The sequence below is a fragment of the Desmospora activa DSM 45169 genome (assembly GCF_003046315.1).
In the GTDB taxonomy this organism is placed as follows: Bacteria; Bacillota; Bacilli; order Thermoactinomycetales; family DSM-45169; genus Desmospora; species Desmospora activa.
Window position 1 is genome coordinate 991,445 of sequence record NZ_PZZP01000001.1, and the last position, 16,289, is coordinate 1,007,733.

Here is a 16,289-nt window from a genome sequence, read left to right on the forward strand (position 1 = left end):
GATAAAAATGACAGAGGAGGGGGAGCATGTCAGAGGAACAAAGCCAAGAGACACAACAGTTGACACGGGAAGAATGGATTCAGCGAATTCGCGAAGAAACCAAGGGTGAAGTGATTAAAAAGGAAATGATCCGACTGGGTTTTTGGAGCGAAGAGCCGCTTCCACCAGAGGAGAAAGAACAGCAGGAACAAGAAGATAGAGAGTTTGCCCGGTTGCAAAAGGAGTTGCAAGCACTCCAGCAAGAAAGTGAAAAGCTGGAAGACACCGATACGCTGATCCGGGAGGCGCGTAAGAAGCGGATTGAAGAGAGTAAGCGTAAACGGGCGGAACGGAAGGCGGAACGGGAGCAGCGGCTAGCAGAAGCAAAAAAGCGGTGGGAAGAATATCAGGCCAACCATGTAGTTCATGCCGGGATCGGAGTTTCCGCGGGATTGCAAAACCATACGATGAATGGGTATCAGTTGGAACAACTAGGCTTACCCATTTTAACAAGTCCGGCGATTATGGCGGCGGAGATGGGGATCGAACTCTCCCGCCTCAAATGGTTAACTTATCACCGGGATACAGCAGCACTTAGTCACTATCACCGCTTTACCATTCCCAAAAAAAGCGGAGGCAGACGAATCATTTCCGCTCCCAAACCGGAATTGCGCCATGCACAGGAGTGGGTTAAGACTTACATCGTTGATCGTGTTCCTGTACATGAAGCCGCTTATGGCTTTATTCCCAAACGGAGTACTGTGGATAACGCCCAGCATCACTTGCAGCGAGCTGCCGTGATTAAAATGGATCTAAAGGATTTCTTTCCCTCCATCACCTTCCAGCGGGTAAAGGGGTTGTTTCAATCCTTTGGCTACAGTGAGGCGGTTAGCACATTATTGGCATTGTTGACAACGGAGCCACCGCGGGAGAAGGTCTCTTTTGACGGGAAATTTTATTATGTAGCCGTCGGAAAGAGGCAATTGCCTCAGGGAGCATGCACCAGTCCCGGTATCACCAACTTGATTTGTCGACGGTTGGATGCCCGCTTGACGGAGTTGGCGGAAAAAATGGGCTTTACATATACACGTTATGCCGACGACCTCACCTTTTCCTGTGATCAGGACGGATTGGAGCAGTTGGGAGTCCTGTTACGGGGAGTGCGGGATATTGTCCGCTTTGAAGGATTACAAGTAAATGAGAAAAAAACGCGGGTCCTTCGCGCTTCACGGCGGCAGCGGGTGACCGGAATCGTTGTTAACGATAAACCTAGCCTTCCCCGACAAGAACTACGAACCTTTCGTGCGCTGTTACACAATGTAGAAAAAAACGGTCTGGAAGCGGAGAACCGGGAGAATCGCCCTCATTTTTGGGAATATATTCAGGGCTATGTCAGCTATGTACGGATGGTTCGACCTGATTTGGGTGAGCAGTTTGGAGAACAACTTCAGCGCATCGCGGCGAAATACGGGTTAAAATTAAATGCTGCAAGAGAAAGGGAAGCAAAGTAGGCAAAAGCTAAGAGCTTAGGTGGTAGTAAGCGATACTGTTATGAATAAACGTGGCCCAGCGAGAGGGTAGGGAAGAACAGTCGATTTTTGTTGTGAATAGGGTAGCCGGAGAAGGTTGTGAGGGTAAAGATAAAAAAGGGCTTCCGCAAAGAAGTCCTTTTTTTGGTGAGAGATTTGTTCATTTTTCGGATCTCTTACAATTCAATGCTCATTTCATCCGAATTCTAAATAAATATGTATGCCGATTTCTTTCAACTAAGTTTGGCATTGTTCCTTGGCGCCAGATTCCCTCACCCATGATGGGGTTGATAGATATCCCACACGGTTTTAATCGATTGAACAATTTCCTCTGCCGTTTTCTCTGGTTCGAGTTGATCAGCGTCAACGCGAGAATTATGAAGAGAGTAGGCGGCTTTTCTTGTGAGGAATAATTCCTCGATTTCTTCCAGTGTTTTGTTTTGTAAAACGGGACGGCTATCGAGGATGAGCGGTAGCCGATCCTTCCAGGAGTCCCAAGACAGATCAATCAAAAAAACGATGCAATGATCGAGACAGACCCGACGAACCTCCTCTTGCATATAGGCGCCACCGCCCAATGCAATTACCTTTAAACGTGAATGGGCACAATGGTGGACAATCGTCTCCCGTTCAACCCGCCGGAACTCAGCCTCTCCGTGTAAACGGAATATTTCAGTCGTAGGTAGGTCAAAAGATTGGTTGATTTCTTCGTCAATATCGATAAAATCCCGATACAATTTTTTGGCGACTAGTTGACCGATTGTGGTTTTGCCGACTCCCATAAAACCGATAAGTACGATATTTTTTTCACGAATGGGAACTTCCTGCGATTGTATGATGGTGCACTCCTTTACGATACGCTTCAAAATCGATTGCCATTATCATAACAGGGTTTAGGAATCGGCGCAAAACAGAATTGATAGATAAAAATTAGACCTGTCGTTTGTGCAGGTCTAATTTTTTCTTACGATAGCCAGGGTATCAAATGCGAATGGAATGATGGTTGAGTTTGTCTATTACTCATCCACTCAATGGCTGTCGTAACCATTTTCCCTTGAGCCATTGAAACCAGGAGGTCTGGGAAAAGAGAGTAAAGAGAATGATTAGGGTTAACATCAGACTGATCGGATGGGAGAATAGACTGATAAGAAATCCAAGAATGTTCTCTTCCATCATGACAGCGCGACGAAAATTACCATCCATCATCGGTCCTAGAATAATCCCCAACACCATTGGACCGGTTGGGAAGCGGTATTTCTTCATGAAGAAACCGACAATTCCAAAAGCGATCATCCAGTAGACGTCCGTGATGCTGTTGCGAATAGCGTAAGCGCCGACGACTGTTAAAAAGGCGATAATCGGAAGCAGCACATGTTTGGGGATGAGGACGACACGGGCGAACAGCGATAAGCCTAGCATTCCCCATATAAAGATAAAAATAGCGGAGAGAATGCCAGCACCGACAATCACCCAAAACAGATCCGGGGAGGAAGTCATCAGCATGGGTCCTGGTGTTAATCCGTGAATCATTAACCCTCCAATGATAACCGCAGTTACCGCATCTCCGGGAATACCAAGGGTTAGCATCGGGATGAGCGCGCCACCGATGGCCGCCATATTGGCAGTATCGGGAGCGAGAACGCCTTCATAAGCCCCTTTTCCAAAAGGACGAGAGGGCTTTTTAACGGTGCGTTTGGCGTGGTCATATGCCATGATGCTGGCGATTTCTCCTCCCGCCCCCGGCAGGGAGCCGATCATGACGCCAATCGTAGAAGTGCGGAGGGAGAGCGGAAGAAACTGCACAAATTGGCGCATCGAGGGTAACAGTTTGCCGGAAATGGATGTGGATTGATGGTTGTTTGTTGAATGCAATTGATGCAACACCTCTGCCAGGCCGAACAGTCCCAACAAACAGGCGATAAAGCTGATCCCGCCCTTCAGCTCTACCGTACCTAGGGTAAAACGATCGGTTGCTGTCAACGCATCCATGCCGATCAAGCCGACGATAATTCCCAATCCGGCGGCAAAGATGGACTTGGGTTTATAGTCGGTGGAACCTAAGCTACCGACCAGCAGGATACCAAGCAGCATGATGAGAAAGTAATCCCTTGGAGCAAAACTTAAAGCAATGGAGGAGATTAGTGGTGATGCGGTAGCCAGCACTAATATCCCTAACAAGCCGCCAAAGACAGAATAAAGGGTGGCGTATCCGATCGCCAGTCCGCTCTCTCCTCGTTGGGTGAGGGGATAGCCGTCAAAAGTGGTAGCCAGGGAAGAAGGAGTTCCTGGAATGTTCAGTAAGATTGCAGAGCGAGAACCGCCGTATACACCACCAAAAAATACACCGATAATTAATACGATTGCGGGAATGGTATCCCAAGTGTAAGAGAGGGAAACGAGTAACGTTACCGCCATGGTAACCGATAGCCCCGGCATCGATCCAATCAGAAAACCGGCAAAGGTGCCGACCGCTGCGATCAGTATCAATTCGGGGTTGGTAAAAGGAATCTTTAGATATTCCAACCAGCTCATTACTTCACTTCCTTTCATGTTACGATGGGAAAACGATCTCAAACAGAGAGACAAACATGAAATAAATCAGACTGGAAGTTAGGATGGATATGAGTAGGTTGGAGCGCCATTTGGATCGGTTGAGGAAGGTCATCGCCAGAAACAAGTAAACAGTAGATAACAGTAGGAAATGGATGAAATTCATTAAATAAGCGAATGAAACTACGCCGATAAGGAAGAGGATCAGCTGTTTTATTTGGAAATTCTTTGTGGTAGGGTTTGCAATTGGATCCGTAGCATTAACCGAACGATCTGGATGATGAACCGACTCTTCCTCATTTGGAGAAGGGGAGAACGCACCTCGTTTCCAGATAGCGATGGAGCTTGCCATTAAAATAAGAGAGACGACCGCTGGGAAAAAGGATGCTGATGTAGGGTCCAACACGCTGTTGTCCTTTATGTTAAGCGAAAGTCCCAAGACTATTAGACTGATAGCGATTAACAGGAGAGGAGCGATGATTTTGGAGGTGGTCATCAAATGTCACCTACTTTCAGATTCCATCTGTTTTCTGGGGATATTTAACTTAACCGGATCTATTTTGGCCGCCCCATCGTCATGGATCAGCCAAGCGGTGGTCGACTGCCACTCACGCCAATACGCTACTGCTTCCTCTCCGTGCAGATTCATTGGAACCGCTTTCATATTATCCAGATAAGATTGAAACGTTTGATCTTGTTCCGCTTTAGAAAAGGCATCGATTAACTTTTCCTTTACGGGTTCTGGAGTGTCTTTTTTAACCCAGACACCAAAAAACGGCCCCCAGGGAAGGTGTTTTTCCAACTCGGGTAAGGATTGCGTAATGGGAGGGACATTTGGTAGCTCCTCCACCGGTTTGTCGTTGACAACGGTTAGTATTCTTACTTTACCGGCTTCCGCATTGTTGATGGCGGCACTTAAGACAGTGACTGAAGCATCGAGATGCCCGCCTAGCAACGCAGTAAGAGCAGGGCCATCTCCATCGAAGGGAATCATGTTAAACTCGGTATCTGCTGCACTGTTGATCATCGTTCCAACGACGAAGGGCAAACCGCCTGGGCCGGTTGAGCCCATTTTTACTTTACCGGGCCTTGCTTTGGCATCGCGCAGGAGATCATCCAATGTTTGGTAGGGTGAATCAGCTGGTACCACCACGGTAGCGATACCCCGTGCATAGATACTGATGGGGTCAAAGTCTTCAAACCCCAAATCGGATATGTCGAGCACTCCATACAGAGCCGGGTTTTCAGCTGAAAACAGCAGATGATAACCGTCTGCTCCTTGTTTATGGACATAATGAGTACCGATTGCACTGGAACCACCCGGTTTGTTGGTAAGAACGATGGACTGGCCCAATTCTTCTTCCACCAAGGGAGTGATGGCCCGAGCGAGGCTATCGGTGCTTCCACCCGCTCCCCATGGAATGACACCTGTGATGGAAGTAGAGGGATAGGGGTTTTTTTCATGGGAACCACTGGGTAGGAACACGAGCGAGTTGCAAGCGGTCAGAAAGAGCAGGACTGATATCAGTGACAAATAGATTACTGTCGGTCTGAATTTCATTGCCGGAAACCTCCTTTGTTAGAAATGTGATCATCTCAATTGAAAGCGCTTACCATTCCGTTTGGTGTAACGTGATTACGCATATTGGAACTTTGCAGTGAATTATAGCAGAGAGCAAATCAACCTGTCTATATAAAATGAAAAATTATAAAAAATCATTTTTCCCTCTTGTCAAGAAAATCGCAACCGTATAGAATGGAATCGAATTCCGGTATACGTAACTTGATTCCTTTGAACGGAACTACTGACCAGGATGTGAGAGAAATGACAACAGAGACAAAATCGCAAAAGGGGGAAGCCGGTCTGCGGACCGTACAGCGGGCCATCGATATTTTGTACTGTTTTACCCATGAAGTACAGGAGCTTTCTCTGACGGAAATTGCCAATCATATTCAATTGGCCAAATCGACGACAACACGGCTACTGGCTACGCTGGAGCAAAACGATCTTATTCAAAAAGATCCAGCCACGTTAAAGTACCGGTTGGGCCATGGGATGTACTATCTGGGTCACATTGCGGGCAGATCGATTCAAATTCGGGAGATCGCAAAACCGATCATGGAGCGCTTGCGGGACAACACGAACGAAACCGTCAATTTATACCTTCTTGATCAAGATCGACGCAGCTGTATCGAACAGAGTGAAGGGTTGCAGTCGGTTCGGCATCTGGTGAAAATCGGTGAACGTTTACCGTTATGGGCTGGGGCTGGTGGAAAAGTCATCCTTGCGTATCAATCGACGGAATTGCAAAGGAGAATTTTTACCCAAGTCCCTTCCGCAGCACAGGTGAATGCTTTGCAGAAAGAACTCCCAAACATTCGGTCTCGCGGGAGCGCCTCCAGCCTCGATGAACGGGAAGTGGGGTCTGCGGCTGTGGCTGCACCGATTTTTGACATTAACGGGGATGTGAAAGCTTGTCTGTCTGTTTCAGGTCCTACAAACCGTTTTACCCCGGAGTTTATCGAGCAGTTACATGTCCAGGTTCGGGATGAAGCGATGACGATCTCAAAACAACTCGGTTTTGTGGAAACGAGGGATATCCCATGAGAGGCAGAAGTGCCTTGGATGCCTATGGTGACGGTGAAGCTTGGTGGACGACGTCGATTAGCCATATCGACAAAAACCAGATCGATATCCGCGGATATCCCATCGAAGATTTGATCGGTCATCTCTCCTACAGTCAGATGTTGTATCTGTTATTGTGCGGGGAACTGCTCAGCCCACCAAAAGCTCGTCTGCTGGAAAGTGTTTTGGTGGCGGGAGCCGATCATGGTCCCCGTGCGCCTTCTATTGCTGCCGCGCGAATGGCGGCTACTTGCGGAATCTCTTTTAACTCTAGCGTCGCTACCGGCATCAATATGTTGGGAGATATTCATGGGGGAGCGGCGGAGAATGCCATGCAGCTATTTTACCGTTGCAAAAAGTGGCGGGATGAGCGAAAAACGACGACCCATGCGGCAGTCGAGCATCACTATTCTCTCCTTGTCCACAAAGGAGAAAAAGTGCCCGGATTTGGTCATCAACTCCACGATCGTGATCCACGCGTCCATCGCTTATACGAATTGGCTACAGAATTGGCGATAGAAGGGGAGATCTCCGGGATCTATCTGACTATAGCAGAAGAGTTCAGAAAGTTGATTGAATCACAAAAAAACAGAGCGATTACGATGAACATCGACGGAGTAGCTGCCGCTATCCAGTGTGAGCTCAGTATTCCGGCGGAAGCGGCAAAAGGGATCTTTTCTCTTTCTAGGGGGATGGGAATTGTCGCTCACGCTTTTGAAGAGTACATGAACGGGGTGCGGATTAAAGGACCTTGCCCTGCCAGAGAAGACCTGGTGCAATACCGAGGACCGTCACATCGCCGAATGGAAAAACGGGGTGGAGAATGATGAAAGCGTATGCACGTCTTTATATCGATGGTGAGTGGATTCGCACCGGGCGGGAAATCTCTCCACTGATCAACCCCTATTCACAAGAGGTGATCGGAGAGCAAGTATTGGCTACCCCAACTGATGTAGAAAGAGCGTTGCAATCCGCTTTTGAAGCAAAAAATATCATCAAAGCGATCCCAGCTTATAAACGGGCACAAGTGTTGAAAGCGGTTGCTCGCAATTTAGAGGCGGAGAAAGAGCCTTTTGCCAAGTTGATTACAGCAGAGTTGGGAAAGCCTTTAAAAAATACCTTGGATGAAGTCTCCCGTTCGATTGAAACCTTGGAACTGTCCGCGGAAGAGGCGAAGCGGTTAACGGGGGAGACCAGTTACGGAGAGGCTTCGCCGCGAGGAATGGGAGCTATTGCGGCCACTTTCCGGGTACCGGTTGGGGTTGTTGCTGCAATTACACCTTTTAATGCACCCTTAAATTTGATTTGTCATAAAATCGGTCCCGCCTATGCCGCCGGTAATAGCGTTATTTTGAAACCAGCTCCACAAACGCCGTTAATTGCAACTCGCTTGCTTGAACTCTTGCTGGAATCGGGCTTCCATCCAAAAAGCATCAATCTGTTGTTGGGAGGAGCAGCGGTAGGACGACAGATGGTGAAAGACGCCCGTGTCAACGTCGTTTCTTTTACCGGCGGGGTGACGGCTGGTAGAAACATCTGTGAAACCGCCGGGATGAAAAAAGTGCTGCTGGAACTGGGTGGAAATGCACCAACCATCGTTCATGAAGATGCAGATATCCAGTATGCCGCTGCGGAGTGCGCTAAGAGCGGTTATAGTAATTCCGGCCAAAGTTGTATCTCGGTTCAGCGCATGTATGTGCATCACGCTGTGATACACGCATTTGTTGATCACCTGAAGCAAGCGGTCTCTCGTTTACAGGTTGGTGATCCTTGTTCCCTGGAATCCGATATTGGTTGTATGGTGGATTGAAGAAGCGAGGGCACAGGGAGCGGAACTAATCCGAGGGGGGACACGAACTGGGGCAACGGTAGAGCCTACGATCCTACTGAATCCGCCACGAGAGGCCAAAGTGGTATGTGAAGAAGTGTTTGGCCCCGTTGTCTCCATCCTTCCCTATGCCACGATTGAGGAGGCGATTGCTGAAGCGAATCGCTCCGACTTTGGGTTGCAAGCCGGTTTGTTCACCAACCGGATGGATCTTGCTTACCAGGTTGCACAGCAGTTGGAAACCGGTGGAATCGTCATCAATGGAACATCCAATTTTCGTTTGGATCACTGGCCTTATGGCGGGGTAAAGAACAGCGGGATTGGACGGGAAGGGCCGCGATACGCGATTCGCGAGATGACGGAAACCAAAATGGTTGTGATGCGAGTGCCAGAAGGGCGGGGAAAATTTTCATGAATGTGTCTAAGCGCTCGATAACCGTAAAAGGAACAATCATCGGTGGAGGCATTCCCCTCATCTGTACCCCGTTGATCGGAATGGATCAGGATCAGATTTTGTCTGAGTTACAAAACACTCTGCCGAAAGCACCAGATTTGATCGAGTGGCGAGCGGATTTTTTCTCCCATCTTCCTAATACAGACGCTGTACTGGATACTTTAGCTGGCATTCAGGAAACCATCGCGCAAACCCCTTTGCTTTTCACCGTCCGTTCCCAGCGAGAAGGGGGAGAACCAATCGCGCTAAGCGAAAGCGATAAATTGATGTTGTTTGAAAAAGTTTGTGGGAGTGGTGGGATCGACCTGATCGATTATGAACTGGTCAACGAAAAGGAAAACATCCACCATCTCTCCCGTGTAGCTGAAGAGGCGGGGGTACGTCTGATCCTGTCTTACCATAATTTCGAATCAACGCCTGTGTCTTCGGACATCCTGGGTAAGCTGTTGGAGGCGGAATCTCGGGGGGCGGATATCGCCAAGGTGGCGGTGATGCCTCACTCCTCACAAGATCTGCTCACCCTGTTGCAGGCGACCCTGACTGCTTCCCAACAATTGAGGATTCCGCTGATCACCATGTCAATGGGTGGATTGGGTACCCTTACCCGGCTAGCGGGTTGGATGTTTGGCAGCGATGTCACCTTTGCCATCGGCAAGCAGGGTTCCGCACCCGGTCAAATTCCGATCGAGGAATTACGAGAGGTGATGCAATCGATCCAACAGTGGGCGGGAGGGGGTCAAACATGACCGGTCTGTACTTAAAGGAACCGTTTCAGTTGGAGTTTAGAGAGCTTGTCGACAAGGGCGATGTGGGGAAGGGCGAGGTACTGATCCAAATGGAATACGGAGGGATATGCGGTTCTGATCTGAAAGCGTATAAAGGGGAGCTGGGACATGTCGTTTATCCCGTCCGCGTCGGGCATGAATTGGTCGGCAGGGTGCTGCAAAGCGGAAGCGACATCTCCCTTGCCCCAGGGGAAAGGGTTGTCGTCCAACCGAACCAACACTGCGGCCGTTGTCCATTCTGCCTCAATGGGAGGAAAAACATCTGCAGCCATAAGCGCTCCCTTGGGATCAATGTGGATGGAGGTTTTTCCACCACGGCGGTCATTCATGCCGATTATGTTTACCCGATCAGGGATGGGGTGCCGGATCCACAGTCGGTATTGATTGAGCCGTTGGCCGTCGTTGTACATGCATTGGCAAAGGTGGAAGTGAACCATTCCACAGCAGTGGCGGTGGTCGGTTGCGGTACAGAGGGATTGCTGGCAACAGCTCTTGCGCGCTACAAAGGGGCGAGTGTCACTTGCATCGATAAAAATCCGAAAAAACTGGAGATCGCACAGCAGTTGGGTCAGGTCACCACTGCTCTGGCCGCTGAAATCGCCCATGACTGTTACGATGTTGTGATTGAATGTGCCGGTACTCCAGCGGGGATGGAGCTGGCGTTTTCCCTGGTGAAACCGGGTGGTTCTCTCGTATTGCTGGGGATTACCCAAGAAGAGGTACGTTTTCCCGCTTTACAAGTGGTTCGAAACGAGATTAGCATTTTCGGTTCCATCATTTACGATACACCTCAGGATTTTGAGCAGGCGATGATTTATTTGGCCGATGAACGATTGCAGGTGGCACCGATTATTTCAAAAATCTATCGCTTTCACGAGTATCAGGCAGCGTTTCGGGATGCATTGAGCGGTGATTACGGCAAAATTGTGTTAAGTCTGAAGGGAGAGAGGTAGCATGCAGGATTTAATTTCCCATCAGTTGGTGAAATACTTAGAAAACCGAGGGGTGGAACATATTTTTGGCCTGTGTGGCCACACCAATATCGCCGTATTGGCCGCCCTGGAAAACAGCCGCATTAAATTTATCAATGTTCGCCATGAACAGATCGCTTCCCATGCGGCGGATGGTTATGCCCGGGCCAAAAAAGAGACGGCAGTCGTTTTAAGTCATCTGGGTCCCGGTTTAACCAATGCCGCCACAGGAGTGGCCAACGCTGCATTAGACTCCATTCCGATGGTAGTTATCGCCGGAGATGTGCCTAGTCACTACTATGGAAAACATCCTCACCAAGAAATCAATCTTCACGCCGATGCGTCCCAGTATGAAATTTATCGTCCGTTTGTGAAGCGGGCATGGCGAGTGGAGCGACCGGATCTTTTTCCTGAGATTATCGCCAAAGCCTTCTCATTGGCGGAAAGCGGAAGGCCCGGTCCGGTGCTGGTGTCGGTTCCGATGGATATCTTCTCCAAAGAGGTTGACGTTTCTCTGTTTGAGCGTTTGCAACCACACGCCAACAAACTGAAGCGACCGTCCATTGACGATCAAACCGCTCATGAAATCATTGACTCCCTTGCTGCGGCTGAACGTCCGCTGCTCTATGTCGGTGGAGGGGTGATGCTGGCGGATGCCGCCGCGGAGTTGCGAGCGTTTGTCGATCATATGGGAATTCCAGTTGCTTACACCTTGATGGGCAAGGGTGCCGTTTCCGACGATCATCCCCTAACCTTGGGCATGACCGGATTCTGGGGGACAACCTTTATCAATGACAGCTGTCGTAACGCCGATCTCATCCTGGCTGTGGGCACCCGCTTTTCCGAAGCGGATTGCAGTTCCTGGGAGCCGAAATACACCTTTCACATTCCACCGACCCGTCTGATTCACATCGATATCGACCCCAAGGAGATCGGGAGGAACTTCCCGGTAGAAATAGGAGTGGTGGCCGACTTAAAAAATGCTTTACACGTTCTCAATCGGGTAGCGAAAACGCGTTTTCCCCAACCGCGCCAAAATGAAGCCATGGCGGAGAAGATCCGTCGTTATAAGGAGAGCTTTTGGGCACAAGTGCAAAAACACGCCCAGAGTGATTCCTATCCGCTTCGTCCCGAACGCATTCTAGCAGACGTCAGGGAAGTGTTGCCTCAGGATGCCATCATGACGACCGATGTCGGCTGGAACAAAAACGGCGTGGGACAACAGTTTCCGATCTATGAAGCAGGTACCATCTTGACCCCTGGCGGTTTTGCCACAATGGGTTTTGGATCGGGAGGAGCATTGGGAGCGAAATTGGCCCAACCGGACAAAGTAGTGGTCTCTCTGATCGGTGATGGTGGATTTGGTCAAAATCCCTCTGTCTTGGCGACCGCCTATGAAGAAAACATTTCCGTGATCTGGTTGATTATGAATAATAACGCATTTGGAACGATTGCCGGTTTGCAGGAGAGTCATTATGGCACAACATATGGAACCGTCTTCCTGAAAGAAGGCGTCTCCTATTCTACCGATTATGTCACCATCGCCAAGGGTTACGGAATCGACGGCATCAAGATTGAAGCCGCCGACCAATTGAAGCCGGCTTTGCAACGGGCCATTGCTGCGGAGAAACCTTTTGTGATCGATGTAGCGATGCTGAATGAACCGGTCCCGACAGACGGCCATTGGAACATCAATGACATCTATACTTCCAAAGTGAAACAGCAGGTATAGGCGGAAGAATCCCAAGATTCATAAATGATGAGGAGGAAAAACAATGGAAATCAAAGTGCTTGATCCTTTTAAAGACGGGAAAACATTGTGGTTGGGATTGGATAACCCTGGGATGGTACGAAAGGTTTTTCAAATGGTGACCCCGGAGACGGTGGGTTCCAAACATCTGATGGCAGGGCTTACGATTTTTGAGCCGGGAGAAGCCAGTTCCGTTCACAACCATCCGGAATCGGAGGAATTAAACATTGTGATTCGCGGTTCGGGAGAAGTGATTTCAGGAGATGAAAAGCGAGCCTTTAAACAGAACGATTATATGTTTATCCCAGAAGGGGTTTATCATCAGCATGTCAACACAGGAACAGAGCCGTTATGGCTGCTCTGGGCATACACCCCGCAAGGTTCTTTGCCAAAAAATTAAAGTTGAAGAGGGTCCCCCTTATTTTTTCAACGTTGCCTAAAAGGGAGGGAGAAAAGTTGAGCAAACCACCATTGCAAGGAGTGAAAGTGTTGGATGCCTCCACTATGATTGCAGCTCCCTTTGGGGCGGTTCTTTTGGGGGATTTTGGAGCGGAAGTGATTAAAGTAGAGATGCCGGGGAAGGGGGATACACTCCGTCATGTGGGGCCGTTTCATCAAAATGAACCCTTGCGCTGGTCAGGGCTTTCCCGTAACAAAAAGTCGCTGACACTGGATCTGCATAAGCCGGAAGGGGTGGATCTTTTTAAACGGCTGGCGGAGAAAGTGGATATTCTGATTGAAAATTTCCGTCCCGGAACTCTGGAGAAGTGGGGAATTGGTTATCAGGTCCTAAAAGAAATCAACCCGGATCTAATTATGATCCGGGTCTCCGGTTACGGACAGACTGGGCCCTATCGCTCCAAAGCGGGGTTTGGCACCCCTGCCACTGCTTTTAGCGGCTTTACCTATATCCAGGGATTTCCCGATCGTCATCCCGTTAGTCCGTCGTTTTCTTTGACTGATTATATCACCGGAATTTACGTCGCTTTTGCGGCGGTAACTTCTCTCTACCATCGGGAAACGGATGCGGAAGGATCTGGGCAGATGGTAGACATCGGTCTATATGAATCGGTATTCCGTATGCTGGAGTTCCTTGTGGCGGAATATGATCAGATGGGAAAAGTTCGCGAGCGCTCTCCTGGATTAAGCGGCCATTCCAGCCCGGCGGGTACGTTTATCACGAAGGACGGGTATTGGGTCGTCTTGGTGACCAGTACGGATTCCACCTTCAACAGGCTAGCGAAAGCGATGGAGCGCGAGGATTTATTAAAAGACGACAAGTTTTACACCAATGAAGCACGATTAGCCAACAATGAGGAGATGAATCGGATCGTTGCAGATTGGATTCAATCATTACCCAGGGAGGAACTCCTGGATTGGTTGGACGGCTATGGTGTGCCCGTTAGCCCCATCTTAAGTATCCAAGATATTTTTGAACACCCTCAATTTCAAGCGAGGGAAAACATTATCGAAGTGGAGCATCCCCGATTGGGAAAGGTCAAAATGCCGGGCATTGTGCCGAAGTTCGATAAAACTCCAGGCAATATCCGCAACGCAGCCCCTGATCTCGGGGAACACAATCGGGAAATTTTGAGCACGATGCTCGGTTTGTCCTCGGAAGAGATTAAGCAGTTAGAGCGAAAAAAAGTGATTTAGGAAATGTGAGCGGGAATCCTCCCATTTTAATGGGTAGATAAAAGTGAGCGTCGGACTAGGGGGGATCAGTCATCATTAACAAAGAGAGCGGGAAGATCGTAGATTGCGATCGTATACCCGTTCTTTTTTCTTGTTTCTCTTCTGAGTGTAATGGTGAAAAGGTTGGGGTAATATTCGGTTATAACTGAGTTCAAAAAATGAGGAGAATCCCATGCAGATCGATCCGACCAAACAGAGTACCCAAGCCAACTACAAGTTGTTAATCGGAAGTGTTTTGCCGCGTCCCATCGCTTTTGTCACTTCGTTAGGACCGGGAGGAGCAGTTAACGCCGCACCCTTTAGCTTTTATACCGTGGTCAGCACCGATCCGCCGATGGTGAGCATTACCTGTAGCCGCAAACCGGGCGGGGTACAAAAAGATACCGCCCGCAATATCGCAGAAACAGGGGAATTTGTTGTTCAGGTGGTAGATGGAGAAAATATAGCACGCATCAATCAGACCGCTACTAATTTTCCACCAGAGGTCGGGGAAGCGGAGGCAGTAGGGTTTGAGGTGGTCGCCAGCGTACGCGTCAAACCGCCCCGCATCGCCCAGTGCAAGTTACATCTGGAGTGCCGCCTTCATGAGATTCGCCCCATGGGAGGGAGCAAAGACCAGCCCAATGCCGATGTCATTATCGGCGAAGTAGTCTGGTTTCACATTCGGGATGATCTTTATCACGAAGGCAGGATCGATACCGCCAAGTTGGATCCGGTGGGTCGACTGGCGGGAACGTCCTATGGCAAAATGGGAGAGACATTTTCTATGCCCCGCCTCTCGCTGGAAGAGTGGTATAAAAAACATGGGAAGCAGGAAGAGTGAGCGGACTTTTCTCATTGAGAGAAAAAGGAGAATAGGATGGGGATACAGTCCACATACCGCCATCTGTACCCCTAGAGGGTAGGTGTGTTCGGATCCTTGGTTTTGAATTTGATGTTCAGGAATAATGGCAGGTGAGACCAGAACTTTTTGCTTTTGGTTTATCTAGATTCCCTGCCGCAATCAAGCTGATTTTATTCGTATAGATAAATCGGCTTTTTTGCTTTTTTGATGATGTCCATTCCGGATCGGAATCGCTGCTCTTCTATTAGGGTGGGAGTTGTCCGATATAGAAATGAATGGAAGACGTGAACTGCCAAGAATCCCACGGCTTAAGCCGTATTTAAACTCTCTGTAAAAATCACCCCCCAATGTTTCTAAATACAACGGAAATGTCATCAATCGACCTTCTCCATATCATGTGATGAACTTCCTCGCCCCAGTAATTCTGGAGGAGATGATCAGGTTCTCCGAATTTCTTCTTCCAAATCTTCTGGGCAATGGTATAACCGCTGTCCAAGCAAAATTCCCGGTATCCCCTGCTGAGCAGCGATAGCCAGATCACGTTTAGAAGCAAGCTTCCGATCCCTCGACCTTGATAGTCGGGATGAACAAATACGGTACCGATCTCCATGACTTCCTTTATACCCTCTCCAGCGGTTTGCAAGATTAAAGGATTGAGAGGACCATATTCAATCGTACCCACCACATTGCCGGCGATGAGGGCAATCAAAAAGTATCTCTGTTCTCCGCTCGTTTCTAGGTCTTGGTTAAGGTATTGGATTTTCGACTCAATCTCCTGCTCGATGTCATCCTGCAAATGAGCCAAGCCTTCTTTGGCGAACGTATCGGTAACAACGATTCTAAAAAACTGCATCAGTGCTTCGAGATCACCATGATCGGGCCTTCTTATCTCGATGTCTGACAACGGCTACACCCCCTACTATCTTAAAATAATAATTTGATTCAACTGAAACATCTACCACCATTTTAAGCTCGATCTGTCTGCATAGAAAGATACAACTTGTAGAAGCTGGCTTGTCACTGATACGCATGGAGCGGGGACGGATAACAACGTAGCTGTAGCCAACGGGGTGTCCCTCGTTGGCTGCTGCTACGCCTAAGCTTCGATTTCTATGGCGAGTAGTTCATGTGAAAGCGGAGAAGATAACAGGGAATCCAACCGACAGGCAGGAGGGCTTTCTGTGAAGGATACACCTGTTATCACTGTGAACATCAAGTGGAAAAGGTTCACCCCGTCACGTTTTATGAGGCTGAGGAAGAACGAAATGAAATGCTGTG

General features: G+C 48.9%; 14 protein-coding genes and 1 pseudogene. 10 read left to right on the forward strand and 5 right to left on the reverse strand.

Annotated features, from left to right (window positions below; genetic code table 11):
* Positions 1–26: 26 nt before the first annotated feature.
* The gene (locus C8J48_RS04910) at positions 27–1,490 is read left to right on the forward strand and encodes a reverse transcriptase family protein (protein ID WP_107725231.1); all 1,464 of its coding nucleotides are present in this window, start codon (positions 27–29) and stop codon (positions 1,488–1,490) included.
* Positions 1,491–1,780: 290 nt separating this feature from the next.
* Here C8J48_RS04910 and C8J48_RS04915 read toward each other — a convergent pair whose 3' ends face one another.
* The 4 genes from C8J48_RS04915 to C8J48_RS04930 form a co-directional block, all read right to left on the reverse strand.
* The gene (locus C8J48_RS04915) at positions 1,781–2,347 is read right to left on the reverse strand and encodes a shikimate kinase (protein ID WP_425430473.1); all 567 of its coding nucleotides are present in this window, start codon (positions 2,345–2,347) and stop codon (positions 1,781–1,783) included.
* Between the two features lie 181 nt (positions 2,348–2,528).
* A complete protein-coding gene (locus tag C8J48_RS04920) occupies positions 2,529–4,040 on the reverse strand; it encodes a tripartite tricarboxylate transporter permease (protein ID WP_107725232.1) in 1,512 nt (503 codons plus the stop codon).
* A 19-nt stretch (positions 4,041–4,059) separates the two neighbouring features.
* Positions 4,060–4,554, reverse strand: coding sequence for a tripartite tricarboxylate transporter TctB family protein (locus C8J48_RS04925; RefSeq protein WP_107725233.1), 495 nt, complete (start codon positions 4,552–4,554; stop codon positions 4,060–4,062).
* 6 nt (positions 4,555–4,560) lie between these two features.
* A complete protein-coding gene (locus tag C8J48_RS04930) occupies positions 4,561–5,619 on the reverse strand; it encodes a Bug family tripartite tricarboxylate transporter substrate binding protein (protein WP_107725234.1) in 1,059 nt (352 codons plus the stop codon).
* A gap of 264 nt (positions 5,620–5,883) precedes the next feature.
* On the opposite strand from C8J48_RS04930, the gene C8J48_RS04935 reads away from it, so the two are divergent.
* The 9 genes and pseudogenes from C8J48_RS04935 to C8J48_RS04975 all read left to right on the forward strand — a co-directional run bounded on the left by C8J48_RS04935 (position 5,884) and on the right by C8J48_RS04975 (position 14,990).
* Positions 5,884–6,666 (forward strand): IclR family transcriptional regulator, encoded by a 783-nt coding sequence (locus C8J48_RS04935; protein ID WP_107725235.1) that lies wholly within the window; start codon positions 5,884–5,886, stop codon positions 6,664–6,666.
* Positions 6,663–7,511, forward strand: coding sequence for a citryl-CoA lyase (locus tag C8J48_RS04940; RefSeq protein ID WP_107725236.1), 849 nt, complete (start codon positions 6,663–6,665; stop codon positions 7,509–7,511). Before C8J48_RS04935 ends, C8J48_RS04940 begins: the two co-directional genes overlap by 4 nt.
* Positions 7,508–8,927: pseudogene (locus tag C8J48_RS04945) on the forward strand (aldehyde dehydrogenase family protein). The gene C8J48_RS04940 and the pseudogene C8J48_RS04945 overlap by 4 nt, the downstream one beginning before the upstream one ends.
* A complete protein-coding gene (aroD, locus tag C8J48_RS04950; RefSeq protein WP_107725237.1) occupies positions 8,924–9,712 on the forward strand; it encodes a type I 3-dehydroquinate dehydratase in 789 nt (262 codons plus the stop codon). The pseudogene C8J48_RS04945 and the gene aroD overlap by 4 nt, the downstream one beginning before the upstream one ends.
* Positions 9,709–10,704, forward strand: a complete 996-nt coding sequence (locus tag C8J48_RS04955) for a zinc-dependent alcohol dehydrogenase (RefSeq protein ID WP_107725238.1) — start codon at positions 9,709–9,711, stop codon at positions 10,702–10,704. Before aroD ends, C8J48_RS04955 begins: the two co-directional genes overlap by 4 nt.
* 1 nt (position 10,705) lies before the next feature.
* A complete protein-coding gene (locus C8J48_RS04960) occupies positions 10,706–12,454 on the forward strand; it encodes a thiamine pyrophosphate-binding protein (protein ID WP_107725239.1) in 1,749 nt (582 codons plus the stop codon).
* Positions 12,455–12,497: 43 nt separating this feature from the next.
* The gene (locus tag C8J48_RS04965; RefSeq protein WP_107725240.1) at positions 12,498–12,872 is read left to right on the forward strand and encodes a cupin domain-containing protein; all 375 of its coding nucleotides are present in this window, start codon (positions 12,498–12,500) and stop codon (positions 12,870–12,872) included.
* Between the two features lie 56 nt (positions 12,873–12,928).
* Positions 12,929–14,128: a CaiB/BaiF CoA transferase family protein gene (locus C8J48_RS04970; protein ID WP_107725241.1), complete on the forward strand. Its 1,200-nt coding sequence runs from the start codon at positions 12,929–12,931 to the stop codon at positions 14,126–14,128.
* Positions 14,129–14,339: 211 nt separating this feature from the next.
* Positions 14,340–14,990 (forward strand): flavin reductase family protein, encoded by a 651-nt coding sequence (locus tag C8J48_RS04975; RefSeq protein ID WP_107725242.1) that lies wholly within the window; start codon positions 14,340–14,342, stop codon positions 14,988–14,990.
* A 358-nt stretch (positions 14,991–15,348) separates the two neighbouring features.
* Here the strand turns inward: C8J48_RS04975 and C8J48_RS04980 are convergent, their stop codons facing one another.
* Positions 15,349–15,915, reverse strand: coding sequence for a GNAT family N-acetyltransferase (locus tag C8J48_RS04980; RefSeq protein ID WP_107725243.1), 567 nt, complete (start codon positions 15,913–15,915; stop codon positions 15,349–15,351).
* Between the last annotated feature and the right edge of the window lie 374 nt (positions 15,916–16,289).